Origin of the sequence: Bacillus sp. 1NLA3E (assembly GCF_000242895.2) — a bacterium.
Classification (GTDB): domain Bacteria; phylum Bacillota; class Bacilli; order Bacillales; family Cytobacillaceae; genus Bacillus_BU.
This window is the reverse complement of sequence record NC_021171.1, coordinates 482,780-508,319: the sequence shown is the minus strand read 5'-3', so window position 1 is coordinate 508,319 and position 25,540 is coordinate 482,780. Positions and strand designations below refer to the sequence as shown.

28 protein-coding genes and 1 riboswitch are annotated in these 25,540 nt (G+C 37.3%); of the genes, 11 read left to right on the top strand and 17 right to left on the bottom strand.

Features of this window, described 5'->3' with window-relative positions; all coding sequences use genetic code 11:
- Positions 1-17 precede the first annotated feature (17 nt).
- Positions 18-605, top strand: coding sequence for a hypothetical protein (locus tag B1NLA3E_RS25150; protein WP_187292146.1), 588 nt, complete (start codon positions 18-20; stop codon positions 603-605).
- 330 nt (positions 606-935) lie between these two features.
- On the opposite strand, the gene B1NLA3E_RS02605 is transcribed toward B1NLA3E_RS25150, so the two are convergent.
- Positions 936-1,757 carry a YihY/virulence factor BrkB family protein gene (locus B1NLA3E_RS02605; RefSeq protein WP_041580859.1) on the bottom strand — a complete coding sequence of 274 codons (822 nt, stop codon included), beginning with the start codon at positions 1,755-1,757 and terminating at the stop codon, positions 936-938.
- A gap of 39 nt (positions 1,758-1,796) precedes the next feature.
- A complete protein-coding gene (locus B1NLA3E_RS02600) occupies positions 1,797-2,162 on the bottom strand; it encodes a YtxH domain-containing protein (RefSeq protein WP_015592311.1) in 366 nt (121 codons plus the stop codon).
- 163 nt (positions 2,163-2,325) lie between these two features.
- Between B1NLA3E_RS02600 and B1NLA3E_RS02595 the strand changes: the two genes are divergently transcribed.
- On the top strand, positions 2,326-2,550 hold the full coding sequence (locus B1NLA3E_RS02595; RefSeq protein ID WP_015592310.1) for a DUF1128 domain-containing protein: 225 nt from the start codon (positions 2,326-2,328) through the stop codon (positions 2,548-2,550).
- 131 nt (positions 2,551-2,681) lie between these two features.
- On the opposite strand, the gene map is transcribed toward B1NLA3E_RS02595, so the two are convergent.
- On the bottom strand, positions 2,682-3,437 hold the full coding sequence (map, locus tag B1NLA3E_RS02590) for a type I methionyl aminopeptidase (RefSeq protein ID WP_015592309.1): 756 nt from the start codon (positions 3,435-3,437) through the stop codon (positions 2,682-2,684).
- Between the two features lie 228 nt (positions 3,438-3,665).
- On the opposite strand from map, the gene B1NLA3E_RS02585 reads away from it, so the two are divergent.
- Positions 3,666-3,989 (top strand): helix-turn-helix domain-containing protein, encoded by a 324-nt coding sequence (locus B1NLA3E_RS02585; protein ID WP_015592308.1) that lies wholly within the window; start codon positions 3,666-3,668, stop codon positions 3,987-3,989.
- A gap of 123 nt (positions 3,990-4,112) precedes the next feature.
- On the opposite strand, the gene B1NLA3E_RS23500 is transcribed toward B1NLA3E_RS02585, so the two are convergent.
- Positions 4,113-4,241 carry an anti-repressor SinI family protein gene (locus B1NLA3E_RS23500; RefSeq protein ID WP_015592307.1) on the bottom strand — a complete coding sequence of 43 codons (129 nt, stop codon included), beginning with the start codon at positions 4,239-4,241 and terminating at the stop codon, positions 4,113-4,115.
- Positions 4,242-4,261: 20 nt separating this feature from the next.
- Positions 4,262-4,357: riboswitch (cyclic di-GMP riboswitch) on the bottom strand.
- Between the two features lie 647 nt (positions 4,358-5,004).
- Between B1NLA3E_RS23500 and B1NLA3E_RS25145 the strand changes: the two genes are divergently transcribed.
- From B1NLA3E_RS25145 to B1NLA3E_RS02575, 3 genes are all read left to right on the top strand, one after another.
- On the top strand, positions 5,005-5,169 hold the full coding sequence (locus B1NLA3E_RS25145) for a hypothetical protein (protein WP_187292145.1): 165 nt from the start codon (positions 5,005-5,007) through the stop codon (positions 5,167-5,169).
- A 209-nt stretch (positions 5,170-5,378) separates the two neighbouring features.
- Positions 5,379-7,472 carry a DNA topoisomerase III gene (locus tag B1NLA3E_RS02580; protein WP_015592305.1) on the top strand — a complete coding sequence of 698 codons (2,094 nt, stop codon included), beginning with the start codon at positions 5,379-5,381 and terminating at the stop codon, positions 7,470-7,472.
- Between the two features lie 42 nt (positions 7,473-7,514).
- Positions 7,515-8,798: an MDR family MFS transporter gene (locus tag B1NLA3E_RS02575; protein WP_015592304.1), complete on the top strand. Its 1,284-nt coding sequence runs from the start codon at positions 7,515-7,517 to the stop codon at positions 8,796-8,798.
- A 53-nt stretch (positions 8,799-8,851) separates the two neighbouring features.
- Here the strand turns inward: B1NLA3E_RS02575 and B1NLA3E_RS02570 are convergent, their stop codons facing one another.
- Positions 8,852-10,006 carry a cation:proton antiporter gene (locus tag B1NLA3E_RS02570; protein WP_015592303.1) on the bottom strand — a complete coding sequence of 385 codons (1,155 nt, stop codon included), beginning with the start codon at positions 10,004-10,006 and terminating at the stop codon, positions 8,852-8,854.
- 295 nt (positions 10,007-10,301) lie between these two features.
- Here B1NLA3E_RS02570 and B1NLA3E_RS02565 point away from each other — a divergent pair, with 295 nt between their 5' ends.
- Together B1NLA3E_RS02565 and B1NLA3E_RS02560 are read left to right on the top strand one after the other, a co-directional pair.
- A complete protein-coding gene (locus B1NLA3E_RS02565) occupies positions 10,302-11,534 on the top strand; it encodes an aminopeptidase (protein WP_015592302.1) in 1,233 nt (410 codons plus the stop codon).
- 177 nt (positions 11,535-11,711) lie between these two features.
- Entirely contained in the window at positions 11,712-11,984 is a 273-nt protein-coding gene (locus B1NLA3E_RS02560; protein ID WP_015592301.1) for an acylphosphatase, read from the top strand.
- A gap of 35 nt (positions 11,985-12,019) precedes the next feature.
- Here B1NLA3E_RS02560 and queF read toward each other — a convergent pair whose 3' ends face one another.
- A complete protein-coding gene (gene queF, locus B1NLA3E_RS02555; RefSeq protein ID WP_015592300.1) occupies positions 12,020-12,517 on the bottom strand; it encodes a preQ(1) synthase in 498 nt (165 codons plus the stop codon).
- Positions 12,518-12,678: 161 nt separating this feature from the next.
- On the opposite strand from queF, the gene mscL reads away from it, so the two are divergent.
- Both mscL and B1NLA3E_RS02545 read left to right on the top strand, forming a co-directional pair.
- Entirely contained in the window at positions 12,679-13,068 is a 390-nt protein-coding gene (gene mscL / locus B1NLA3E_RS02550; RefSeq protein WP_015592299.1) for a large conductance mechanosensitive channel protein MscL, read from the top strand.
- Between the two features lie 89 nt (positions 13,069-13,157).
- Positions 13,158-13,793 (top strand): Bax inhibitor-1/YccA family protein, encoded by a 636-nt coding sequence (locus B1NLA3E_RS02545; RefSeq protein WP_015592298.1) that lies wholly within the window; start codon positions 13,158-13,160, stop codon positions 13,791-13,793.
- 66 nt (positions 13,794-13,859) lie between these two features.
- On the opposite strand, the gene B1NLA3E_RS02540 is transcribed toward B1NLA3E_RS02545, so the two are convergent.
- The 6 genes from B1NLA3E_RS02540 to B1NLA3E_RS02515 all read right to left on the bottom strand — a co-directional run bounded on the left by B1NLA3E_RS02540 (position 13,860) and on the right by B1NLA3E_RS02515 (position 19,047).
- On the bottom strand, positions 13,860-15,209 hold the full coding sequence (locus B1NLA3E_RS02540; RefSeq protein WP_015592297.1) for a polysaccharide biosynthesis protein: 1,350 nt from the start codon (positions 15,207-15,209) through the stop codon (positions 13,860-13,862).
- Positions 15,210-15,379: 170 nt separating this feature from the next.
- Positions 15,380-16,012 (bottom strand): response regulator, encoded by a 633-nt coding sequence (locus B1NLA3E_RS02535; protein ID WP_015592296.1) that lies wholly within the window; start codon positions 16,010-16,012, stop codon positions 15,380-15,382.
- On the bottom strand, positions 16,005-17,051 hold the full coding sequence (locus B1NLA3E_RS02530) for a sensor histidine kinase (RefSeq protein ID WP_015592295.1): 1,047 nt from the start codon (positions 17,049-17,051) through the stop codon (positions 16,005-16,007). The genes B1NLA3E_RS02535 and B1NLA3E_RS02530 overlap by 8 nt, the downstream gene beginning before the upstream one ends.
- Positions 17,048-17,794 (bottom strand): cell wall-active antibiotics response protein LiaF, encoded by a 747-nt coding sequence (gene liaF, locus B1NLA3E_RS02525; protein ID WP_041580237.1) that lies wholly within the window; start codon positions 17,792-17,794, stop codon positions 17,048-17,050. The genes B1NLA3E_RS02530 and liaF overlap by 4 nt, the downstream gene beginning before the upstream one ends.
- 231 nt (positions 17,795-18,025) lie before the next feature.
- Positions 18,026-18,670, bottom strand: a complete 645-nt coding sequence (locus B1NLA3E_RS02520; RefSeq protein ID WP_015592293.1) for a PspA/IM30 family protein — start codon at positions 18,668-18,670, stop codon at positions 18,026-18,028.
- Between the two features lie 17 nt (positions 18,671-18,687).
- The gene (locus B1NLA3E_RS02515) at positions 18,688-19,047 is read right to left on the bottom strand and encodes a lmo0954 family membrane protein (RefSeq protein ID WP_015592292.1); all 360 of its coding nucleotides are present in this window, start codon (positions 19,045-19,047) and stop codon (positions 18,688-18,690) included.
- Between the two features lie 183 nt (positions 19,048-19,230).
- Here B1NLA3E_RS02515 and B1NLA3E_RS02510 point away from each other — a divergent pair, with 183 nt between their 5' ends.
- Positions 19,231-19,599 (top strand): DUF1360 domain-containing protein, encoded by a 369-nt coding sequence (locus tag B1NLA3E_RS02510; RefSeq protein ID WP_041580235.1) that lies wholly within the window; start codon positions 19,231-19,233, stop codon positions 19,597-19,599.
- A gap of 97 nt (positions 19,600-19,696) precedes the next feature.
- Here the strand turns inward: B1NLA3E_RS02510 and B1NLA3E_RS25140 are convergent, their stop codons facing one another.
- The 5 genes from B1NLA3E_RS25140 to B1NLA3E_RS02485 form a co-directional block, all read right to left on the bottom strand.
- The gene (locus B1NLA3E_RS25140) at positions 19,697-19,855 is read right to left on the bottom strand and encodes a hypothetical protein (RefSeq protein WP_015592290.1); all 159 of its coding nucleotides are present in this window, start codon (positions 19,853-19,855) and stop codon (positions 19,697-19,699) included.
- A 335-nt stretch (positions 19,856-20,190) separates the two neighbouring features.
- Positions 20,191-21,327 carry a trans-sulfuration enzyme family protein gene (locus B1NLA3E_RS02500; protein ID WP_015592289.1) on the bottom strand — a complete coding sequence of 379 codons (1,137 nt, stop codon included), beginning with the start codon at positions 21,325-21,327 and terminating at the stop codon, positions 20,191-20,193.
- 152 nt (positions 21,328-21,479) lie between these two features.
- Positions 21,480-22,619 (bottom strand): DEAD/DEAH box helicase, encoded by a 1,140-nt coding sequence (locus tag B1NLA3E_RS02495; RefSeq protein WP_041580233.1) that lies wholly within the window; start codon positions 22,617-22,619, stop codon positions 21,480-21,482.
- Positions 22,620-22,816: 197 nt separating this feature from the next.
- Positions 22,817-24,001 (bottom strand): hypothetical protein, encoded by a 1,185-nt coding sequence (locus B1NLA3E_RS02490; protein WP_041580232.1) that lies wholly within the window; start codon positions 23,999-24,001, stop codon positions 22,817-22,819.
- Positions 24,002-24,162: 161 nt separating this feature from the next.
- Complete coding sequence (locus tag B1NLA3E_RS02485) at positions 24,163-25,323, bottom strand: HD-GYP domain-containing protein (protein WP_015592286.1); 1,161 nt, start codon at positions 25,321-25,323, stop codon at positions 24,163-24,165.
- Positions 25,324-25,540 lie beyond the last annotated feature (217 nt).

Below are 25,540 nucleotides of genomic sequence, written 5' to 3'. Positions count from 1 at the left end.
CCACCCTAGCATAAATTTTGGGCATCATTGTGGCTCTTTCGTTCCCATTTTTCCACAACTCTTGGATTTTGGGCATCATTGTGGCTCTTTCGTTCCCATTTTTCCACGACTCTTGGATTTTGGGCATTATTGCGGCTCTTTCGTTCCCATATTTCCGCGACTCTTGGATTTTGGGCATCATTGTGGCTTTCTCGTTCCCATTTTTCTGCGGCTCTTGGATTTTGGGTATTATTGCGGCTCTTTCGTTCCCATTTTTCTGCGGTTCTTGGATTTTAGGCATTATTGCGGCTCTTTCGTTCCCATTTTTCTGCGACTTTTTGATTTTGGGTATTATTGCGGCTCTTTCGTTCCCATTTTTCTGCGACTTTTGGATGTTGGGTATTATTGAGGCTCTTGGATTCCCATTTTTTATTTATATTTATTATTTATTGGTTGTTTGGAAGGTCTGTATTGTTACCGCCCAGTTGATTGGAGTGGAAGACGCGAAGACTCCTGCGGGAGCAGCGGGACAGGTGAGACCCCACAGGCGCTTAAGCGCCGAGGAGGCTCAGCGCCCGCCCCGCGGAAAGCGAAGCGCCTGGAACGGAAATCAACAGACCAATTGAACGCTATAAATTAATATATAACAAATTAACGCGGTGAATTACTAAAGATCTTAGGCGGAATATTAGACTGTCGAGAGTTTCTCAACAGCCTGAGCGGGAAGCATATTAAATGCTTCCCGTTTTGTTTATTTCAAATTAGTGATATCCGTTTTGTCCATTGGCAGATCCTGAGGTTTTTTGCTTTGGACTACCTTTACCTTTTTGTTTTGTTCCACCGTCTTTTTTTGTATGCTTCGCCATGTAAAAAGCCTCCATTCCATAAATACTTTAAATTTCCCCTTCCTTATCATTTATCGGAATGAGAATTTCTATAAAGGAAACTTAAGGTATTTAACAGGTGCTCTTTCTTTCTGTAAAATAAGCATTGATTTCGCCTCCCAAAATAATAACGAAACCTGATAAATAAAACCAAATCATTAGAACAATGATGGCCCCAATACTTCCATAAGTTGCGGTATAATTACCAAAATTCCCAACGTAAAAGGAAAAGGAAAGAGACGTAATCGCCCACCCAAATGTGGAGAAAATGGCACCAGGTACAGCACTTAAGCAGGTAAGTTTATAATTAGGTGCAATCCAATACAACCCTGTAAAAATAATAAATAAAAAGAGCGGACTTATTAGCCAACGTATCGCATTCCAGCCTGCTAAAAACTGCTTTGAAAATCCAAATTTCGCAAATAAATATATTCCTAATTGCTTTCCAAAGACAGGGAGGAGTAAAGCCACAACAATAACCAAAATCATTCCTAACGTCAAAAGAATGGCAATTCCTCTAGCCACAATAAAAGAACGGCTTTCTTTTACATCATAGGCTTTATTAAATGCACTGACGATGGCATTAATCCCATTAGAAGCAGACCAAAGAGTGGCTATTATCCCAAAGGAGAGTAATTTTCCGTTTTTGTTCATCACTTCATTTATACTTGTTTCAATTAAGTCCATAGAATCACCTGGGGCAAAATCACGAATAAAACTCAACAGGTAATCCTGTGTAATGGATAAATACGGAAGTAAAGTCACTAAAAAGATCAATAAAGGGAATAACGATAGCAAGAAAAAGTAAGCTAATTGAGCCGCCATTCCAGGGATATCGTCCCTGCCAATCCGAACCCACAAAAACTTAATAAAGGATAAATTGATTCGTACCATGTCTCCACCTTTTTTTCTTCGGAAAATGGTCAATTTTCCTTATTCCTTATTTATGTCGATTGAATCCACTTCTGTATATGTATCTCCATTATCTAAAAATGCATCCCTTTTTTCCTCTACTCTGTCTACAAAGTTTGGAGTCACTTTGGACAATTCTTCTACCTTGTCTTTTATAAAAAAAATATCTTCACTTACTTGTTCAAAAGTTTGGCGCATTTGCTTAGAGGTGGTCTTAACCTTATCAACGATAACAGAAGGATTTTTCACCAAGTAGGTCACATTTTTTGAGGCTTTATGGTAATTGGTCATAACTGCATTGCGAGTTTGCTTGTCCAACATGCTTAGAGCACCTCCGGCCACAGCCCCAATCAAAACCCCTTTCCAAAAATTATTAGCTTCACTCATTTACTTTTCTCCACCTTTCTAAAATATATCTCATTCCTTTATTTTCTCGATATTTTCTTGAACTTGCAAGTCCGTTAATCATTACGGTTTGTTTTCGTTGACATTCATTTATGAACATGAAAAGATGGGTAGCATACCACCACCCGTGAAAGGATGACTATGTTTGAATTTATCACAGAAATCAGTTGAAAATGTGGAATATATGATTGAAAAGATGAAGGAAAAATTGAAAGTATTAAACTTCGGGGCAATCAAACCTTCCCATTTTGACGAAGAAATGTATGAAGAACTCAAAGAGATTTACGATCTCGTCATGAGGAAGGACTCCTTCAGCATTAGTGAAATGCAGGCGATTGTCGAAGAACTTGGTGCCCTTAGAAAACAGTAATACTTAAAAAACCGGGTAAATCGCCCTACTTAATTTCCTAATTATTCACTTATATTACATTTAGAGCCGGCAGATAGCCGGCTCATTTTCTTATCAAATTTCCACAATAATTAACTACTAACGACATCAAATTATAAATTGTCTTGATCCGTTAATATAACTGGGCCATCTTTTGTAATCGCAATCGTATGCTCATATTGGGCTGAATTTTTCCCGTCGATTGTTCTTGCTGTCCAACCATTATCATCCATTTTGGAATGATAACTGCCTACATTGATCATCGGTTCTATTGTGAAAACCATTCCTTCCTTAATTCGAGCACCCTTACCTGGAAGTCCAAAATGAGGAACATCCGGTTTCTCATGGATTACTGCCCCAATTCCATGGCCAATAAAGTTCCGAACCACAGAAAAGCCCTCTCCCTCAGCGTAAGTTTGAATGGCATGCCCAATATCACCAATCCTATTTCCTACTTGTGCCTGTTCAATTCCTTTATAGAGTGCTTCTTTCGTTACTAATAGCAGCTTATTGGTCTCCCCTGAAACCTTACCAACCCCATAAGACCAAGCCGAATCAGCTAATGAACCATTATAATTTACTACCATGTCTATTGTCACGAGATCCCCTTCTGATAAAGGGTTCTTGTTGGGAAATCCATGGCAAATTTCATCATTAACACTTGCACAAGTAGCAAATTGATACCCTTGATAACCCTTTTGTTCTGGAGTCGCACCCCGCTCCTTTAAAAATTTTTCCACAAACTCTTCAATTTCCCATGTAGAAATCCCAGGTTGAATCAGTTTCGCTATTTCTTTATGGCACGCTGCAAGAATTTCACCTGCTTTTTTCATACCGTCAATTTCACGCTGGGATTTTAAAATAATCATTTTTTAGTCCGCCTTTCTAAAACTTTCTTGTTTAATTTTTACATAATGGACACTTGTTTTATACACTATTGTAGTATACCATGCAGAAAAACGAATTCAATTTATCAGTCTTAAGCTGTTGTAAGTGCTTATTAATCTGACAAATAAAAAGATTTTGTTCTTGATATGGAACCTCCTCTTTTCCTTTGATATAATGGTATTACATTATAATAAGGTGTGTGAAGGTGCATGATCGGTGAACGCGTAAAAAAGCTTCGTCAGGAAAAAAAAATGTCCTTAACTGAGCTTGCTGACCAAGCTGGAGTTGCAAAATCTTATATAAGTTCTTTAGAGCGTAATTTACAATCCAATCCTTCTATACAATTCCTAGAAAAAATTGGGACTGTTTTAGGGGTTCCAATTGATTATTTTATATTAAACAATCCCGACTCTGAAAAGCTTGACCCAGGTTGGATCAGTTTAGTCAAAGACGCGATGGAGTCTGGTATAACAAAAGATCAATTTCGTGAGTACCTTGAATTTAATAAATGGAAGATTAATCAAGATAAGTAAAAAACCTGTTCATCTGAACAGGTTTTTTGTTTATCTGAAGAAAAAAATGAAAAACAGCAACTTTTCATCCAACTTTGACATCCTCTATTTCCGAATGACACTATGTAAGTGAAAAATGTGGTGTTACTTCGCCTTTTTTTCTTTTAAAAATTTCCTAATATCTTCCTTATCAATTCCCATTTCTAATGCTTCTAAAATTAATTGAATCCATTCAACATCCAATTCGCCATTTACTTTCAACTCTGTAGTCAATTTCTCCCCCCACTAACTTAATAGGAAGTCCAGCCATCCTAGTGCATTTATATCCTTTAGACCTTAGATCTGTGACTTTGCGTCCCTATTTTTCAATAGGTTTGCCTTTATCTGAATCCTTTTCTTATATTTTAACTGGTTTTAAACAATATTTGTGTATTATTTTGTAAATTTCGAATATTATTTTTATACAAATTATGACAAATTCATGATTATTAACGTCTTCAAATAAACTGTATAAAATAAAAATCAAGATATGTCGATATTTTTTTCTCGATTTTGTGAATTTTATGTGTCTTATTTCTGAAAATTCAGATAAAATATGCATATACAGATTTTATTAGGGGGTATTTCTTTGACGGTTTGGACTGTAATTAATTTTGCTATTCCAATTGCCTTTATGGTTGGCTTAGGATTTTACCTTGATCATGTTACAAAACCAGAAGTACCTACGGAAGAAAGTCAAGAGTAATTAGGGGAAACCATTAATAGATGAGTGGGCATGGATCAACAGGTTCATGCTTTATTTTTTCCAAAAAAATAATGCTCCTGGGGGGAGAGCATTATTTTTGAAACTTATATTTTATTCAAAAAATGGGGGTATGTGAACCATTGAACAATTTGATTATATAACATTATTGCTGTATTTTGTGTGAAGAATTCGTGAATAATTTCACAACTTTTTTTAGCTCCCTTCCCTTTTTTTCACATCTTTTTCCGGTCATTTGGGGAAACTACAAACGGAATGAAAGGAGTGGTAAAAATGGGACGTGGTAAAGACTTTGAACATAAGAAAAAGAGTCATCCAGGTAACTTTCCAGAAAATAGTGTAACCGAAAAACACTCTAAGGAAAGAATTGGCGATGAAGAATTAATCGTAGTTCAAGAAGCGTTTAAAAACCGTGTCGATGGAGAAGAAAATACATGATTATTGTTCAAGACTCCAAGCTGTCGTGTAAATGCGATAGCTTTTTTATTTTGGCTCTCTTCTAAAAGATTGCTGTTTTTTTCCTTAATTCCCTTAACGATTTTCTGTTGCAAGTCCCCTCCCTTTTACTATCATTACAAAATAAATGATTTTTCCGTTATAATATTTAGGGGAAATAAAGATCGTGTTCCTCTTTGAAAGGAGAAGTTATGAAAACACTCGTTTTAGCAGAAAAACCCAGCGTTGCTCGCGAACTTGCTCGAGTACTTGGCTGTAAACAAATTCATAAAAGTTACATAGAAGGAAATCAATATATTGTTACTTGGGCTCTAGGCCATTTAATTGAACTTAAAATGCCGGAGCATTATGATGCTAGCTACAAAACATGGCGCTTAGAGGATTTACCGATTATTCCAGATAAAATGGGAATTAAGGTAATGAAACAAACAAGCCATCAATTTAAAGCGATTGAAACACTAGCGAAGCGAAGCGATATTAAAGAATTTATCATCGCCACTGATGCAGGGCGTGAAGGAGAACTTGTCGCCAGGTGGATTCTTGCTAAAATCGGTTGGCGAAAACCGCTAAAGCGGCTATGGATCTCCTCACAAACAGATCGCGCCATTCGCGAAGGCTTCCAAAATTTAAAGCCTGGCAGCCAATTTGAAGATCTCTACCAATCAGCTGTTTGTCGTGCCGAGGCTGATTGGCTTATTGGTCTCAATGTTACAAGGGCTTTAACGACAAAATTTAACGATCCATTGTCAGCTGGTCGTGTTCAAACCCCTACATTGGCCATGGTCATTGAACAGGAAAACACGATTCAAAAATTTGTTCCTAAGCCTTATTGGACGATTGATTCTCAGGTCGGTCCTCTTAAAGCAGATTGGGAAAGCAACGGTGAAAAGCGCATCTTTGCTCTCGAGACAGCAGAGAAAATACAGACAAAGATTAATAATCAAAAGGCACTTATTAGTGCCATCGAACGAAAACAAAAATCAGAACAACAGCCGTTACCGTATGATTTAACCGAATTGCAGCAGGATGCAAACAAACGATTTGGCTTTTCGGCTAAGAAAACATTAACTGTTTTACAACGATTATACGAACAATATAAGCTCGTTACTTACCCTCGGACTGATTCCCGATACTTAACAAAGGATATGGAAGCGACGATGTTAGATAGACTTGAGGGTATTTCCTCAGGATACCGTGATGAGGTTCGACCTTTGCTTGCTACAAAAGGAAGAGTCCTTGCAAAAAAAGTCTTTAATAACGAAAAGGTAACCGATCACCACGCCATCATTCCAACTGAACAACGACTAAATTTATCTGACCTACCAACAGACGAACGAAAATTATATGATATCATCGTTCGCCGGTTCTTGGCTTTATTTTACCCGCCCTATCAGTATGAAACCATTCATGCTGTGTTCACAGTTAACGGAGAAACATTAAAGGCAAAGGAAACCATTGTGATTGAACCTGGTTTTAAAAAGATCACTGGTAAACACGATGATAGTCCAAAACTAAATCTTTCCCAACTGGTAAAAGGCCAAAGCCTATCTGTTAAAGCTTCAGTATCTGAACAAAAGTTAACAGAGCCACCTTTGCGTTTATCAGAAGCAGATATTTTAGCTAAAATGGAGAAATTTGGGTTAGGGACACCCGCAACTCGTGCTGAAATTATCGAGCGGATTATTGAAACAGAAGTTGTTGAACGTCAAAATGGTCGCTTATATCCAAGCCGTAAGGGAAAACAATTGTATGAGTTAGTCAATGAAGAGCTGAAATCGCCGGAATTAACTGCCCGTTGGGAAAAGGACCTTGAGCTTATTGCCCGCGGAAAAGGTGATGCTAAGCAATTTTTACAAAAAATTCGTCAACAAACTAAGGACCTTGTTTCAGAAATTAAAACAACGGATAGAACTTACCGTGCCCATAACTTAACTGGTTCAAAATGTCCAGAATGCGGATCATTTTTAAAAGAGAGAAGCACCAAGGAAGGAAAAATTCTTGTATGTTCCAATATGGAATGCTGCTATCGTAAACATAAGGACGCAAAGTTATCAAATCGACGTTGCCCTCAATGCCACAAAAAAATGGAGTTGCATGAAGGAAAAGCTGGTGTCTATTTTCAATGTCGACCTTGTAATGTTGTTGAAAAAGCAGAAGGACGTAAAAAAGCTGTTAACAAGCGAGAAGAAAGGCAACTTGTTCAAAAATACACAAAAACTGAATCATTTGGAAACAGCTTAGGTGATTTATTAAAAGCTGCCCTTGAAACAAACAAAGACAAATAGAAACCCATCATCTTTCCCTGTGATGGGAAAAGAGGAAATAACATGAAATTGAGAGATTGGGATCGGAATTTAAAAATTCGATTGTATGGTGAGGCATTGATGAACATCTCCTTTTGGATGTTCTTTCCTTTCCTAACCATCTACTTTTCAGAGGAATTTGGTAAAGATACAGCTGGACTTTTGCTGATCTTTTCGCAACTTTTCTCGGTTTTTGCAAATTTAATGGGAGGATATTGTGCTGATCTTTATGGTCGTAAGCGGATGATGGTATTTTCCGCCTTTGGACAAGGATTTTGTTTTATTCTGTTTGGAATAGCGAATTCACCTTGGCTTGACTCACCTGTTTTAAGTTTCATCTGCTATGCATTTGTAGGAATTTTTGGAGCCTTCTATTGGCCAGCAAGTCAGGCGATGGTGGCTGATGTAGTAGACGAGGAAAATCGTAGTAGCGTATTTGCCATTTTTTATACCTCAATCAATATTGCTGTTGTCATTGGTCCATTAATAGGCGCCATGTTCTATACCCATTACCGTTTCCAACTTATGCTGATCGCTGGAAGTGCTTGTATCCTGTTAGCCTTCATTTTAGCAAAATGGACTCGAGAGACAGCACCGTCCTTTTCACGTTTTGAGACAAACGAAAAGCAATACTGGTACTCTTTTTTAATCAACCAATTGAAAGATTATCGGATTATCGCGAAGGACAAAATCTTTTTATTATACATAATCGGGGGAATTCTCCTTGCCCAAACGTTTATGCAACTTGATTTGCTGATTCCTGTCTACACGAAGGAAAAAGTTGGCCTACAAACTGTTTTTTCACTTGGTGATTGGTCCTTATCGATTAAAGGAGCGCAGGCATTTGGAATTCTTTTATCGGAAAATGGTTTTTTGGTTGCCTTATTAACGGTGGTCGTGACCAAATGGATGACAAAATACCATGAAAGATATGCATTCATCCTGTCCTCCTTAATGTACGCTGTAAGTATTTTCTTATTAGGACATACCACATGGATTTGGGGATTAATATTAGCGATGGCCATTTTTACATTTGGGGAGTTAATTGTTGCTGGTATCCAGCAAACCTTCGTATCTAGGATTGCACCCGCACATATGAGGGGACAATATTTTGCTGCAGCAAGCCTTCGCTATACGATTGGCAAAACAATTGCTCCAATCTCGATACCATTAACGGTTTGGATTGGCTATGACTGGACGATTTTCATTTTAAGTCTATTAGCGGTGTTAAGCGCCATTATTTTTCAGTTGATGTTTTCATTGTACGAAAAGGAAAACTCCCACCAAATTGAAAAAGGATCTGCCTAAGTTTCATAGGTCTTAAAGAGAAGGGTCATCGAATATCTCGATGACCTTTCTTTTCATGCACTTTGCTCCCGTTTTTCCTTCGTATTTGGACTAAAAAACCATTTCATCATCGGCGGAGTTACGATCGTTGTAACCAGAATCACCACAACAATAACGGCAAACAAATCTGAACTCAAAAGCTTCGTCTCTAATCCAATCGAGGCAATAATTAATGCCACTTCGCCACGTGATACCATGGCGGCTCCAATTCCTAACGAACTGTTCCAAGAAAATCCAGAGACTCGAGCCCCAATCATTGCACCGGATAGTTTTGATAAAATAGCAATAAAGCTTAATATGATAATCAAACCTAAATGTTCGGAAATTCCACCAAACTGAGCAGAAATCCCTATCGATGTAAAAAATACAGGTACAAAAATGGAATAACCAATCGTCTCTACCTTTTCAAATACCTCGTGTTTATAGTTAGTTAAACTAATGGCTATTCCAGCAATATATGCACCAATGATGGCAGCGACACCCGTATATTCTGCCATGTAAGCAAACAAGAAACAGATGATTAAAGCCGATGAAATAACCGTTTCTGTCACTCGTAACGGTGCGAATTTTTTCAAGAACCAAGGAACCACTTTCCAGCCCACAAGAATAGCACCTGCAAAAAATAGCACCTGCTTTAATATTGTTATTCCTAAATTGACTTCTCCACCTGCCAAACTCATTAAAAATGCCAATGCCAAGATCACAACAACATCATCTATAACAGCTGCCCCTAAGATAGTGGCCCCTTCGCTTGTCTTCAGTTTATTCATCTCTTTAAGAGCTTGAACTGAAATACTTACACTCGTTGCCGACAGTAATAGTCCTAAAAACCATGATTCTATCGTTGTCAGATCCATCATCTTTCCTGTAAAATACCCCAACACAAGTGGAACAATAATTCCTCCCAGCCCAACAGAAGTGGAGGCCTTTCCCGTTCGTTTAAATTCATCAAGGTCCGTTTCTAATCCAGCGATAAACATCAGTAATATTACCCCGATTTGACTAAATTCTGCTAACGTTTCCGTCTCCGTTACCAGTCCTAAAACAGATGGTCCGAGCACAATTCCAATTAACAGCTTACCAAGAACAGAAGGCTGCCCTAGTCTAACACTGATGTCCCCCGCAATTTTTGAAGCAATTAATATCATGGACAATTTAAGTATTAACATCAAAATCTCACCTTTCCCTCCTTAGTATTGGTATAAAATAAAAAAAATGCACAAAAAAAGTCCGTCATCCAAAGGATATAGATATCCCTTGTTGACAGACTCCTCCAAAAAACAAATAATATTTTTTTCTCATTCCTAATACGATTATACCATATAAAAGGTTTCATTATTTATTAAAATATTCGAAAAATATCCAACTCCCTCTAGAAAGTATTGAAATTTCGGGCTTTTAGTTTCTTTTTCTTTCGGAAACCGATACAATAAACAAGAAGATTCTGGTAGAGGAGCGAAAAGGATGAGTAACTTTTTACAAAACCTGGAGAAATACGCTGAACTTGCAGTAAAAGTAGGCGTGAATATTCAAAAAGGGCAAACCCTTGTTGTGAACACCTCGATTGACTCAAAGGAACTTGTTCGTCTCATTGTAAAAAAAGCTTATGAAAATGGTGCCGAGAATGTTATTGTCAATTGGAACGACGATGTTGTCTCCCGATTAAAATATGATTTAGCTTCAGATGAAGCTTTTAATGAATATCCAAAATGGCGTGCAAAGGAAACTGAAGAACTTGCAGAAATTGGCGCTGCCTTTATGTCAATTGTTTCTTCTAGCCCCGATTTATTAAAGGGTGTAAATCCTGAACGGATTGCAAACTTTCAAAAGGCAACCGGAAAAGCATTAGCGCAATACCGAAAATACATACAATCAGATAAAGTGAGTTGGACCGTTATTGCTGCCGCATCTGATGCATGGGCAGAGAAGGTCTTTCCTGAGGCATCCACTGAAACAAAAGTCCAAAAACTGTGGGAAGCCATTTTTAAAGCTACTCGAGTTGATACGGACCAACCTGTTGAAGCTTGGACAAAGCATGATAGCGCACTCCATGAAAAAGTTGATTATTTAAATGAAAAACGCTATAAAAAGCTTCACTACAAAGCTCCTGGGACAGACCTCACCATTGAACTGAATGATAAACATTTATGGGTAGGTGCTGGTAGTGAGAATGAGCAAGGGATCGAGTTTATGGCAAATATGCCAACTGAGGAAGTGTTTACGGTTCCTTTAAAAACAGGTGTAAATGGGGTTGTTTCAAGTACAAAACCATTAAGCTACGGCGGTAATATTATTAATGATTTTTCTTTAACGTTTGAAAATGGCCGAATTGTGAGTGTAAAAGCGAAGGTTGGAGAAGAAATTCTAAAACATTTAATCGAGACAGACGAAGGCTCTCATTACTTAGGAGAAGTTGCCCTGGTCCCTTTTAACTCACCTATTTCTCAATCTAATATATTATTTTATAATACCCTATTCGATGAGAATGCCTCTAATCACTTAGCCATCGGTAGTGCTTATGCCTTTTGTATCGAAGGCGGTAAAAAGATGTCTTCGACTGAGTTGGCCGAGAACGGATTAAATGAAAGTATTACTCATGTCGATTTCATGATTGGTTCAGCCGAAATGAATATTGATGGAGTCACTGCAGATGGACAAATTGAACCCGTTTTCCGAAATGGAGACTGGGCATTTTAACCAATCTCACTATATTTTTTAAAAAGTTGAAAGACTGTGTGATTTCACATAGTCTTTCACTTAATTGTGTAATATAATTTTTTCGTTGCATCCGTTTACATTAAGATGTAAATTATATTGTCATAAACCATTCGCATCTAAGGAAGCGCTAACAAGGTTTAACCGGAGGGAAATTTATTGAAGCAAATCCATCTAACTGTGTATGGTAAGGTGCAAGGGGTAGGATTTCGTTATTTTTCACAGATGAAAGCCGTTCAGTACGATGTACGTGGCTGGGTAAAAAATAGTGAAGAAGGGGCTGTGGAGATATTAGCCGAGGGTACACAGGGTAATCTTGATCTTTTTATTGAGGATGTTCGCAGAGGAAATCCTTTTTCCAAAGTGAATGATGTCATCGTTCAAGATACAAACAAAACCGATAGCTATCAGTCTTTTAAGATCAAATATTAAAGGCAGCCTATTCAAATGGCTGCCTTCTTTATTTTTTACCGATTATCAATTTTTTCTGGATATAGATCATGATTCATTAATCGGTAATGGGCCATTTCCTCAAATTTGGTTAAGGGCTTTCCATAATTCACATAGGGATCGATCGAAATACCACCTCTTGGTGTGAATTTCCCCCATACTTCAATATATTTTGGATCCATTAACTCAATCAAATCATTCATAATAATGTTCATGCAATCCTCATGAAAGTCTCCATGATTTCGAAAACTAAATAAGTAAAGCTTCAAAGATTTACTTTCAACCATTTTTTGATCCGGGATATAGCTAATATAAATAGTCGCAAAGTCAGGCTGACCTGTCTTTGGGCAAAGACTCGTAAATTCTGGACAATTGAATTTCACAAAATAATCCCGATTCGAATGTTTATTATCAAATGACTCCAAAATCTGTGGAGAGTATTCAAATAAATAGTTTGTCCCTTGGTTCCCTAGCAATGTGATATCCTTTAACTCTTCATCTTTTCTACCTGCCATGAAAAAGCCTCCTTAATATCAGGTAATTTTCAAACCATACTATATGGAAAAAGAGAGACACTGTCAACGGACATTTTTAGAAATTCTATAGGGAGACAGTATTATATAGGGTAAAATGTTAATATACCAATTTCACACGCTAAATAAAAGGGGGATTTTATATGTGGCAAGAATTTAAGAAATTTGCTTTAAAAGGAAATGTCGTCGATTTAGCCATTGGGGTCATTATCGGAGGTGCTTTCGGAAAAATTGTCACTTCCTTAGTTAATGACATCATTATGCCTATTATAGGCCTCCTCAGCGGAGGTATTGATTTCACAGAGCTCATGATCTCTGTTGGGAAAGCAGATTTCAAATATGGATCTTTCCTTCAAACTGTTGTCGATTTTTTAATTATTGCTTTTACCATCTTTTTTACCATCCGATTATTAAATCGCTTTAAAAAGAAAGAAGAGGAGGCAAAACCTGATCTGTTAATCGACCAAAAGGAAGAGTTACTAAAGGAAATCCGCGATTTATTGAAGCAAGGAGTAATGGAAAAAGACCGTTAAAAAAATTCACAAGATATTTTTCAAAAAATGAAACTAACTTGTATTACTAGCGTATTATTAGAAGAAACCAAAACTTAGAGGTGAATTTAATGTATGCATCTACTCGAACTGAATTTTTGCCTTCAGTTTTAAGAGCATTCGCTCTATCACTTGCATTTGCTGTTCTCGGGATGGCAGCAGGCGTATTTGTCCCACCGGCACTATTTTTGCCACTTATGATTCTTGAATTAGCGATGTTACTTGGCGCTTTCTTCCTGCGTCGAAAAAAGGCCATTTCGTATACTTTCTTGTATTCCTTTACGTTTATTTCAGGAATTACCACTTATCCAATAATTGCTCATTACCTTGCATTAATTGGAGCAAACGCTGTTTTAATGGCACTAGGCACAACAACGGTTGTATTTTCGGGATTAGCTGTTTATGCTACAACAACTAAACGAGATTTATCCTTTTTGAGTGGAATACTATTAGCTGCTTTATTAGCGTTAATTGCAATCAGCATTTTTAATATCTTTTTGCCGTTAAGCTCGACAGGTATGTTAGCTTTCTCATTTATTGGGGTATTAGTTTTTAGCGGCTACGTGCTGTTTGATTTTAACAGAATGAAGCGATATGGAGTTAGCGCTGAGGAAGTACCTTTAATGGCTCTGAATCTTTATTTAGACTTTATCAATCTGTTCCTAAACATATTGCGGATCTTTGGAATACTAGGCAGTGATGACTAAAAAAATAATATTTAAGCCCACATTTCATTGAAATGCGGGCTTAATTTATGTCCCGAAAATTCAGTACTAAAATCGTCTGTCTCTCACCTCATAATGTCTTTTTATCGAGTTCTGTAAAGTGAAGGATATTCCGATTTTTTTACAAATAGTCAAATAATGCATCAGTGTTAATAGAAGAATGCCTCCATTCATTCCTATGATAATCCCCCCCATATGGAACTGATAAGTAGAACCTAAGAAATACATGAGGGAAAACGAGAAAATCGTCGACCAAACAGTATGAATGAAAGCATCTTTGACAAGGCCAAGTCCAATCAAATAAGCTTGCATTGGGATTACAAAGAAGTGAAACAAGAAATAAGGCCAAAGCATCTGCAAGTACCATGCTGCCGAATCCGAATGAAAAAATAAATTGGTAAGAGGTTTAGCAAAGATATAAAAAACTGTGACAGCAACCGTTCCATAAAGGAACGTTACCGACATGACCTGTTGTAATAACCTTTGCAGCTTCCCGAAGTCATGGTCTGCATATGCCTTCGATACAGTTGGAATTAGGACAATCAATAATGAATGCGCAATAAACGCCGGGAAAAAGCCGATTGTCATAGCAACTCCTGCTAACAAACCAAATTGTTCGGTTGCCCCTGTCGCTGTTAGCCCTGAGTGAACTAACGCTGCCTTGATCAGGAAAGGCTCAATTGCATTTGATAAAGCATTGAAAAGTCTTAACGCAGTGGTTGGAATCGATACGGCCATCAAGCTTTGACGAACCTTTCTACCACTTATTTGTTGATGTGATTGGTGTTTTAGCTGCCGAAACTGAATAATAAACATATGAAACAAATATAAAAATACCACCAATTCACTTCCAACTAATGTGCAAAGAGCAATTAATAGCGCTGTATTGATTTCAAATTCAAATAAATGAAAAACAGAGACGAGCAACACTAATTGAAGAATTTTTCGTAAAAAGTTGGAAATAGCGATTTTCCCCATTTGATGCATTCCCATAAAGAAACCCTTGGCAATCGATGAAAATGAGACGATTGGTATCAATATGATCACCAACCAGCGAATGCGGGGATCATACACATCAAACACACTAATAAATGGTAAGATTAACATGGCTGCAAGCAGGAGAACGCTAGTAGAAATGATGACCAATCTGATCGCATGCTGGAGCATACTTCGGTGGAATTTGGTTTCTTTCTCAGCAATAAATTTCGATATCGAAATGGGCAGCTCGTAGCTTGAAAGCAAGAAAATAAGAAAAATGGTCGGCAGAATGGTCATATAAAGGCCCATTCCTCTTTCCCCTAATTCCTTTGCTAAAGCCATATTAACCACGAACTCAACACATTCACTAATAAAAGACGCCAATATCAGAAGCAATGTACCTCGAAAAATCGTATTCATTTAATTCTCCTTAATGTTTGTCTTTCACTTTACTAAATTTATGTGACAAGCCAGGAGAATATTTACAAAAAAGTAAATCAGGTTTATTTTTCGATAATCTGTTCACCATTACATAAAAGAAAGCCTTAAGATACACCGTCGTAACAGCACATCTTAAGGCTTCCCTCTGATTATTTAATTAATGAATGTTTAAAAGCATATATTACAGCCTGAGTCCGGTCCTGTACTGCTAGTTTACTTAGAATATTACTGACATGAGTCTTAACGGTCTTAAGAGCAATAAAGAGCTCATCTGCTATTTCCTGGTTGGCTTTTCCTTCCGCCATTAGCAGCAAAATTTCCATTTCTCTGCTTGTTAGTTCTTCATGTGGTAAAAGTGTTTGCTTCTGACGCATTTTCATCATCATTTTTCCAGTCACTTCAGGTTCAAGAACCGATTGACCTTGATATGTAGCTCGAACGGCATTGGCAATTTCACTTGCTTTAGAAGTTTTCAACATATAGCTTGTTGCACCAGCTTCTAAGGCCGGATATACTTTTTCATCATCTAAAAAACTAGTAACGATAATGATTTTAGCATCTGGCCAACTTTCAATTATGTTTTTTGTTGCCTCGATGCCATCCATCTCTTGCATGACTAGGTCCATTAAAATGATATCAGGTCGCAGTGAAAGAGCTAGCTCGACGCCAGTTTTCCCGTTATCCGCCTCTCCCACTACCTCAATGTCAGGCTGAGCAGATAAATAGGAGCAAACGCCAATTCGTACCATCTCATGGTCGTCCACAAATACAACTTTAATCATCGCTTTCCTCCCCTTTTTTTAACAATGGTATTTTCACTTCAAGTCGAGTACCTTTGTTTTTCACACTGATAATTTTAATGGTACCTCCAATTTCAAGTGCTCGTTCATAAATATTTTGCATTCCATAGGAGCCAGCCTTCGTTTCCCCTTCATCAAATCCAACCCCATCATCAACAACACGTAATATGACTAAATCGTCCCTTTCAATCAATAGAACGTCTAATTTTGATGCCTTTGCATGTCGTAATGTATTAGATACGGACTCCTGAAGAATACGAAACAAATGATCTTCCACGCCTTTATCTAATTGAAAGTGTTCAATTTTCCAGTGGATGATCATTGATACCTTTTGGGCAAGCTCACTTAACAACTCCTCCATCCCTTCTTGAAGGGACTTGCCTTTCAAAGCAACGGGGCGTAAATGTAGAAGGAGTGCACGCATTTCTAATTGCGATTGATGGATCATTTCTTCGACCATTTTTAACTGTTTCGTTTCTCTATCATCACTAGTTGGTCTCGTCTCATTTATGGCTGACATCATCATTGAAGCAGCAAATAATTGTTGGCTAACTGAATCATGTAGTTCACGGGCTAAGCGGTTACGTTCCTGTGAAATAATTTCTTGGATTTGACTTTCCATACCTTCAACTTTCTCTGTCGTTAACCGTTGTGATAGCTTAACCTGTTCACTCATTTGTTTTTGAATTTTGCCGATCCGCCCACTGATAGATTCTAATTCAACAACTCCATGTAAATCCTTTGATTCCATTTGTCGACCCTCTTCTAGCTCATGAAGCATTTGATCTACTGTTTGAAGCTGTCTTCGCCATGCTAGACCGGAAATTGACCCAAATAAGACACCGATGGCGATACAGATACTAGGGACAGATATGATAAATGGAATATCCATTACCTGTCTATCCCAAAGCTCGCTCCAGTCAGACAAAGGAAAGGTGAAAAAATAGCCCATTGAGATAAGAAGAAACAGAAGGATTGATATAAATAATCCCATAAAAACTTGGCGTTGCACCATGCTCATATTCTTCTCACCTCAATATCGCCTACCATTAATGAAGTGAAAATCTTAATCTTTTGTTCTGGTTTATCATAACCTGGAGTTTGAACATGGATAATTTGATTAAACACCTTTGAACCATGATAATTAAGAATATTAACTGATCCCACTACGACGGAATGATGGACACTGACTTCCAAATCATAGGGAACTAAAATTTGAATATTACCAATAATGTTCCGAATAAAAATGACAGTTTCCCCTTTAGGTAAGACCGTATAACTTAAATCAATGACCGTATCGCCAACCCCAGTTTGAATGTTGATATCATTCCAGTCATACGTACGTTCTGGTGTTTTTTGGTCACCGAACATGACATTTTTAAATAGAGGTTGTTGATGGACGAGATTCTCCTTGGAAAAAGGATCAACTTCCATTGGTTCCTTTATAATTGGAAATTGCATTTTCGGATTTTTTTTTGACTGCACGAATTGAATGACCAAATATATAAAAATAGCTAATAATAATAGTCGAAAGGTAATCATCCCAAAGACACTAACTGCTAAAAAAACAATTCCACACCAAAATAAAAACTTGCCACGCTTTCGATTCTGCTCTATTCGTTTTCTACCGTAGTACACCATCCCAGCCGCTAAGAGGAGTGAGAAGATTAGGCCTTTGTTGAAAAACAAAACCTCCAGCAATAGCAGCAAAATGCTAAATAAGACAAGCCAACTGAAATAATCATCCTTTATTTTGTTAAGCAAGGGCCAAACCTCCTCTCGGCGATATACTAAAGCGCCTTTGCCAGCCCCGACAAGCATAAGACGAGTCGACCGGAAGGTTGTTCTTTAACCTTCTGGACGGATTGGCTTATGACCTCGAGGGGCTAGGCGCTGAAGCTGGACAAGGCGAAATGCTAAAGCGCCATGGTATTTTTATAGGACCAAAGGACGTAGAAAACTTCCTACGCCCTTTTAGAATAACAGTTTTAGTTATTAGATAGAAAGCTTTTCCTCACTTTTCGTTTCTTTTTCTAATTGTGCAATTCTTGCATCAATGGTATTACGATAATATGCACTATTTACTTGTTGCTCTAAGCGGTCAAGATAAGATTCGATTTCTTCAAAACGTGAAAACGATTGATTGGAATAAGTATTATTTTCAAGAACTTTGTTGATCCTATTGTGGGCGCGGGTAACATTCTCACGCCCCATTAATTCCAACCGGCGAATATTCATGTCTTTCAATTTATGTTTCATTTCTTCGTATTTTTGTTCTAACTCTCCAACTTGGTTCAGAACAGTTTGTAGTGATTCCTTCAATCTTAGAGCACGCTCTTCATATTGAACCTTCTCATTTAATGCAAATTGGTATAGGTCCTTTTCCCCAGCTTGGGAGGCAATTTCTGCTTGGCGACTACGCTTTTCTGCAAACTCTTTGGCTATTTGATATTCACGTGAAAATTGATCCCTTAAAGAATATTGACGTTCTACAAGCTTCCGAACCTTTTCGGTTTCTAATTCACATTCGCGTAAATACTGATTTAACAAGGCGATTGGATTTTTTTGATCCTTTTGATCTAATACCTCATTTAGGTCTGCTAATACTGTGTTTTTAATTCTTGTAAATAAGTTGCTCATTTAGGTTCTCTCCCTTATTAATAATTTTTATTAATTTGTGCCCATTGTTTTTCAAAGTTAGTAAATGGGTCACTTTTTTCAAATTCCTCAACTACTACTGATTTGCCTTTGTTCCAGTTTTTATAAACCAGGTATAAAATATAAGCTGCAGCGATCGCTAGTATCGCAGGAGCATTAGATGCCGTTGCCATTAAGACAACTAAACCAATCAATCCCCAGCAAATCTTCGCAAATAGCTTGTGAGCTTTCAAAAACTTTTTGAATACAAAATATAAAATGAACAAGCTTATTGCCAACCCTACCACTGAACCGAGGTTTGAAAGTAACACCATTGCAGCAATACCACCTGCTATTAATAATCCAATTTTCTTCATCATTTTTGTTTTCCTCCTTTCATGTTTCCATCTTACCTAGAAATCATCTTTCTCATAACGAGCCTAAGCTTGATTTTCCTATCAGACTTTAGACTTAGTTCTAGTAAGACCTCTAACAATAAGAGTACATAAACGCGATTTTTTGAGGTGATAATAAGCAAAAAGTGGTTATTAAGGGGTCTATTTATGAAGGATATTACTTGGATGTCATACATTATGCTCATACTGGCGAGCTATCGATTAACACATTTAATTGTTTTTGATAAAATTACCGAGTTTATTCGCAAGCCTTTCATGAAAAAAATTGAGGTTGAAACGGATCATGGAAAAGAAATGAAAGAGGTTCCTAAATCAATGTTTGGTTATTTATTAAATTGCTATTGGTGCGCTGGGGTCTGGAGTGCGGTTTTATTAGGTGGCTTTTATTTATTAGTGCCTAAGTATGCAATATTCTTGATTTTTATCTTATCGATTTCCGGGGCACAGGCAATTATTGAAACCTTTGTCGGGGTTAATATTAAAAAGGTAGATTATTATTCGAAGAAAGAGGACTAAATACAGTTTGGTTTGTTGTTCACTAACCAAATTACACAAAACCTTAAAACTAAAAAAAGGCATGGGCTCATTTATTCCTCAGAGCCCTCTACCTATCTTATTTGTTTTCTTCAGCCATATTTGAGTCCTTTATATCTGGTTGTCTTCCTCTATCTTCACCTGTTGAAAACTCAACCAGCTCTTCACTTGTACGGTTGCCAAGTTTTTTATTGTTATTGCGGTTCGCATTTGCATTTCCTAGCTTTGTTCTGCCCATACCTTCACAGCTCCTTTGTTAGTTCGTCAAAGGTAGTATGAGAAGTTTTATAAGCTCTTATTCCTTTTTCAACTTTGACAATGATTTATTTTTCCAAAAGGCTGTGTTAAACTAGAATGTTGATTTCCGTTCCAGGCACTCGCTTTCCGCGGGGCGGGCGGTGAGCCTCCTCGGCGCTTAAGCGCCTGTGGGGTCTCACCTGTCCCGCTGCTCCCGCAGGAGTCTTCGTGCCTTCCACTCCAATCAACATTGTGCAAAAAATCAACATTGGCTTTAACACAGCCTTCCAAAAAAAGGTTATCCTCAATAATGAAAGGATAACCTTCTACCATTGTTTATTGTTGTTTTGCCTGAAGAATGGCCTGTTCAAACACACTTATAATGTCTTCTGCATGTTCAATTCCAACCGAAATACGTACTACTTCAAAGGTAATACCCAGTGCTTCTCGTGCTTCTGGTGGCAAGGCCCGGTGAGAAGTAATAACTGGATGAGAAACAGATGTTTCAACTCCTGCAAGTGTTGGCGCAATTTTAACCCAAGAAAGATTCTTAAAGAATTCATTCACATTGAGATCTTTAGAAAGCTTAATCGTTACAATTGCTCCATATCCATTCTCACCGTGCTCGAATGGATAGTGTACTTTTTCAACAAGCGGATTCGTTCGTAAGGCTTCTGCTAACGCTTTCGCATTACTAGACTGTCGTGCCATTCTTAATGCAAGAGTTTTTAATCCACGAGTCGTTAACCAAGCTTCAAATGGACTAACATTTGCACCAAGATTGACTACCTTAGCTTTCGCCTTATCAACTAGATCTTTCCTACCTACTACAACCCCTGAGGTTACATCACTATGGCCACCAATATACTTGGTAGCACTGTGAATAACGATATCAACCCCTTTTGTATAAGGTTGGCAATGGTAAGGCGTTGCAAAGGTATTATCTACTAAAGTGATCAGACCATGCTTCTTCGCGATTTGGACAAATTCGTCTAAATCTTGAACCCGCAATAAAGGATTTGTGATCGACTCTGTGTAAAGTAATTTTGTATTAGGTTGAACAGCTGCCTCAATACTAGAAGCATCTGAGAAGGATACAAACGAAACTTCGATACCAAACTGGGACAACTCCCCTTGTAAAAGGTGAAAGCTCCCGCCATACAAATCCTCGGCTGCAACAATATGGTCTCCACTTTTCACAACGGCTAATACTCCCGCTAAAATAGCTGAAAGACCAGACGAAGTCGCTACACCTACAGGCGCTCCTTCCAATGCTGCAACTGCTTCTGCTAATTCATCTGTATTAGGGTTTGCAACCCGAGAATACAAATAATTTCCTTCACCATGGTAAAATCCTTCTAATTCATCAAGATCTTCAAAAGTAAAAGCTGTCGTTTGATAAATAGGTGTTACTTTACTTTTGATCGGCTTTTTATTCTTCTTTACACTATGTAGAACTTCTGTTTCAAACATGGCCAACCCTTTCACCTTCTTTTAAGAATAGAAAAACTTTTCTAAAAATATATCAATGAATATAACAATAAGAATCCGTTTCGTCAATCTCCTATAGGAAAAATCGACTATCGAAACGGATTCTTACATATTGTTATATACAAAAAATCACACTATTTTTCGTTTACAATTTCTCCCTTATAAAAAACCTTCTTCTGACCAACAATACCAAGTTCGCGGTAGAATTTTTTCAACTCACGTTCTTCCCGCTCAGTAACAATTGCAACCACTGTTCCACTTGCCCCAAATCTTCCTGTACGACCAGAACGGTGAATGTATTGATTTATTTCCTTAGGAAAATCAACATGAATAACATGAGTAATTCCTTGAATATCCAAACCGCGTGCCGCTACATCCGTAGCAATCAACAACGAGGATTCGCCATCGCGAAATTTCTTAAGTGACGATTGACGCTCTAATTTTTTCAAATCACTATGAAGTATACCGGCCGATATACCCTTATATCCTAATTTGGATACGACAATCGAGGCAGTGGCAATATCATTCATAAAGGCTAGACCTTTTATCCCCGTTAGACGGGCCACTTTTTGTAGGATGTCTATTTTTTCACGTTGCTCACAAATAAAGTAGATGTGATCCACTTTTTCAGCCTTAATCGTTTCGTCACGGCTAATTTTAATCAATTCTGGGTTATTAGTAAGAACTCTAGCGATTTCCTCAGTTATTGCAGGTAAAGTCGCTGAAAAAACAAGAACCTGACGATCGGCCAATGGTGAATTTACAATATGCCGAACCGTATTAAGGTGTTCGGGAATGAGCAATTGATCGCCTTCATCTAGTACGACGGTTTTTACCTCGTGCATCTTTAATTTCTTTTGTTTAATCAACTCCACCACGCGGCCAGGAGTACCCACGACTACTTGCGGGGATTTTTTCAGCTTTTCCAATTGTCTTTTTAGGTTCACACCCCCGATAAAGGATGCACTTCTAATCCCGCTGCCTTCAGCCCACTTTTGAACCTCACCAAAGATTTGCATAACAAGTTCCTGTGATGAAGCCAAAATGACAGCTTGGACTCCCCGACGTTCCGGGTCGATCTTTTGCAAAACAGGCAACAAGTAGCTCAGCGTTTTACCTGTTCCGGTCGGCGACTCAGCAATGACATCTTTCCCCTCAAGAATAAAGGGAATAGAATTTATTTGCACCGAGGTAAGATTTTCAAAGCCGGATTTTTCCCAAGCAGCTTGAAGGAATGGTTTTAAGGTTGGTTTTAAAGTTTGTATATTGAACATAATATCTCCTTTAGTTAGATCCATTTTTTTATAATTTGGCGCTGTTAAACTAGCATGATGATTTTCACTCCATTCAACATTTAGCTTAATTAAGCCTAAAATATAAATGAACTTTGTTCTATTTTATTATAACTTTGACCTTGTCGCAAAATTGGTCTGAAAAAAACATGAGGACAGCAAGTTTGCTGCCCTCATAATCATTTATACCTAAGCTTATAACTTTTCCTCCAGGAGTAGAAGAGTAATCCTATTCCTAACAATAACTGGAGCATGACCATGACTGCGTCCCAAAACTGAATGCTCGTATACGACATTCCAAACCCTGGGACTGATTTCCTAATTAAATATATAATCTGTGGAATATAGTAAACAAGAAATAAGGTGAGGGTAATCGCCATCCCTAATAAATAGAAGATACCATAGGTGATCACGACTGGTTTTTCCCCTTCAAAGATTTCTTTATTATAATCCTTTTTATTTAAGGTAAACACACCTTTGAAAAATTTTTGAACATTCTCGATAAGGTTATAACAGCCAGACCAATTTTCAAAAACAAAATATAAATCTGTCTTCATATAAATACAGCATTGGTAAATCAATCTGATTATCACATCATACACAATGATTCCCACAATACCTAGAGCAATCCCTGATAGAGACGGTAAAAATAACGAAGTGATTAGTGCCATAAAAAGCATCAAGATATCGAAGGAGATTCCAGCTAAATAAAGCTTATTCCGTTTTTTAACAGGCAAACTCCAAACAATTGACATGTCTGTTTCAAGGACAACTAAAAATAATCGATGGCCTATTTCTATTTTAGAAGAGAGACCTTCAGCCCGCATTGCAAGGACATGGCCAAATTCATGGAATAAAACCATAATAAATGATAAACCCATGTATAAAAGAATATTAAATACCATCACATCAAAAACAAATAAATCTTTATAATGAGGAAATAGCTGTGGATTAATAATGAGGATTCCAACATTGATAAAAAAGAGAAGGATGTAGCCTAAAATAGAATATTGATTAAAGAAAAACTTCCCGAAACGCTCAGGGATCCACATAAATCCCGAAACTTCTTTTGTATTCTTAACATAACCAAGGGGTTGACCGTCTACTTCCTCAATTAATTCCATATCTATGAGTTGCTGAGCAAATTCAAGTAAATTAACCTCTTCCTGGGGATAAACTGCTTTTAGTTCTGTTTCGATTTCGAATAAACCAATACCCTGTTCAATCATCTTTATTGCGTGAATACAAATCGCTGGCATTTCGAAGAACTCGCACGTAACCTTGTCCTCAATGATAAAATTTTTCCGGTCTTCACGGATATGAATCGGATGCAACTTCAAACAAGTCTCGTATGTTAGATTCAATCAGAACACCCTTTACAAAAAATGAGGGATGCAAGCTTAACAAATAGCATAACAGCATCCCCCCTCCCTTAAGATTTACATTCCGCCTAAAAAACACCACCAGCAAGTGGTTTTTATTTTAACAAGTTTGCGAATTTTCATAATTTCACCTCCTTTCTAATTTATTTTTTCCCCCACTGATATTTTTGATGAAAATCAACCCACTGTGAATATACTTTCTCAAACGTTTCTACTAGATTGGGGTCAAATTGTGTACCTTTTCCTTCGATAATTATTTGATAGGCTTTCGGTAGGGGCATCGCCTCACGGTAGGATCTTGATGAGGTCATGGCATCAAAAGCATCTGCAATCGATGTTATTCTTGCCAGAAGCGGAATACATTCTTCCGCTAATTGATCTGGATAGCCTTTTCCATCCCAACGTTCATGATGGGAACGAATCACTTTAATCCCATTTTTCAATCCTTCTACCCCTGCCATTGCTTCAGCACCAACAGAAGGATGTGTTTTAATCACTTCATATTCTTCATCAGTTAATTCTTGTGGTTTCATTAATATTTGATCAGGAACGTGTATTTTCCCAACGTCATGCAATAAACAGGCATAATTAAATTCTTTTAACTCACTTGATGAAAATCCACCCATTTCTTTTGCCAACGCTAATGCATAGTAGGCAACTCGTTCACTGTGACCTCTTGTATAAGGGTCCTTCAATTCAAGAGTCGCTATGACTCCTTTTACTATACCTTGTAGTTGCTTATCAAAGGAGTCTTCAATTGCTCGAACATGCCCTGTAAAGCGGTTTAAAAATATATAAGCAACAATTGCAAAAACAATAACAAAAATTATTGGGGCAAAGGCGTTCGTTGTACTTAATATTAAGCCTATAATAATGTACTTTGTTATTGTCCCTAAAGAAGTAAGCCAAAAATATTTCCTATTAACAAATATAGGTGAAAACAGAATAAAGAAAACTTCAACAACATTTCCACTTGCATAATGAAGAGAAGAACCTAAATAAGTAACAAGATCATCGGCAAGAGTTATGATAATATAACTTATAAAATACGCATATTTAACTAGACTTTGTTTCCCATGTTTCACCAGGTACAATGCCAATGGTAGTAGAGCAAACATTAATACATAAATACCAAAGCCTAATTTGCTTACATTCCCTTTATCTGTGTGGAAGACATATTTTGGGAAAATATAGTAATAACAAAGATCATAGCCTATCGAAATAAAATAAAACAAACTTAAAAACCACTTAACTGTTCGTTTTTCCTCATTTACTAAAGTTGTCTCAGTACCTTTAATATGCATTTAATCTACCTCTCGAGTTGTCTGCCATTTTAAAAGTAATTTCAGTCCATTTTATATAGTTTCGTCAATTGTCGACATTTTCCTCCATTATAAACGAAAACAAATACGAGTAAAATAGAAACTCATGTCCAAAAAAGACCATTTTTTAAAAAATTAATAGAAACGTCGATTTTCCTTTACTTAAAGTTCAAAAAGCGCCGAACAAAATTTGTCCGGC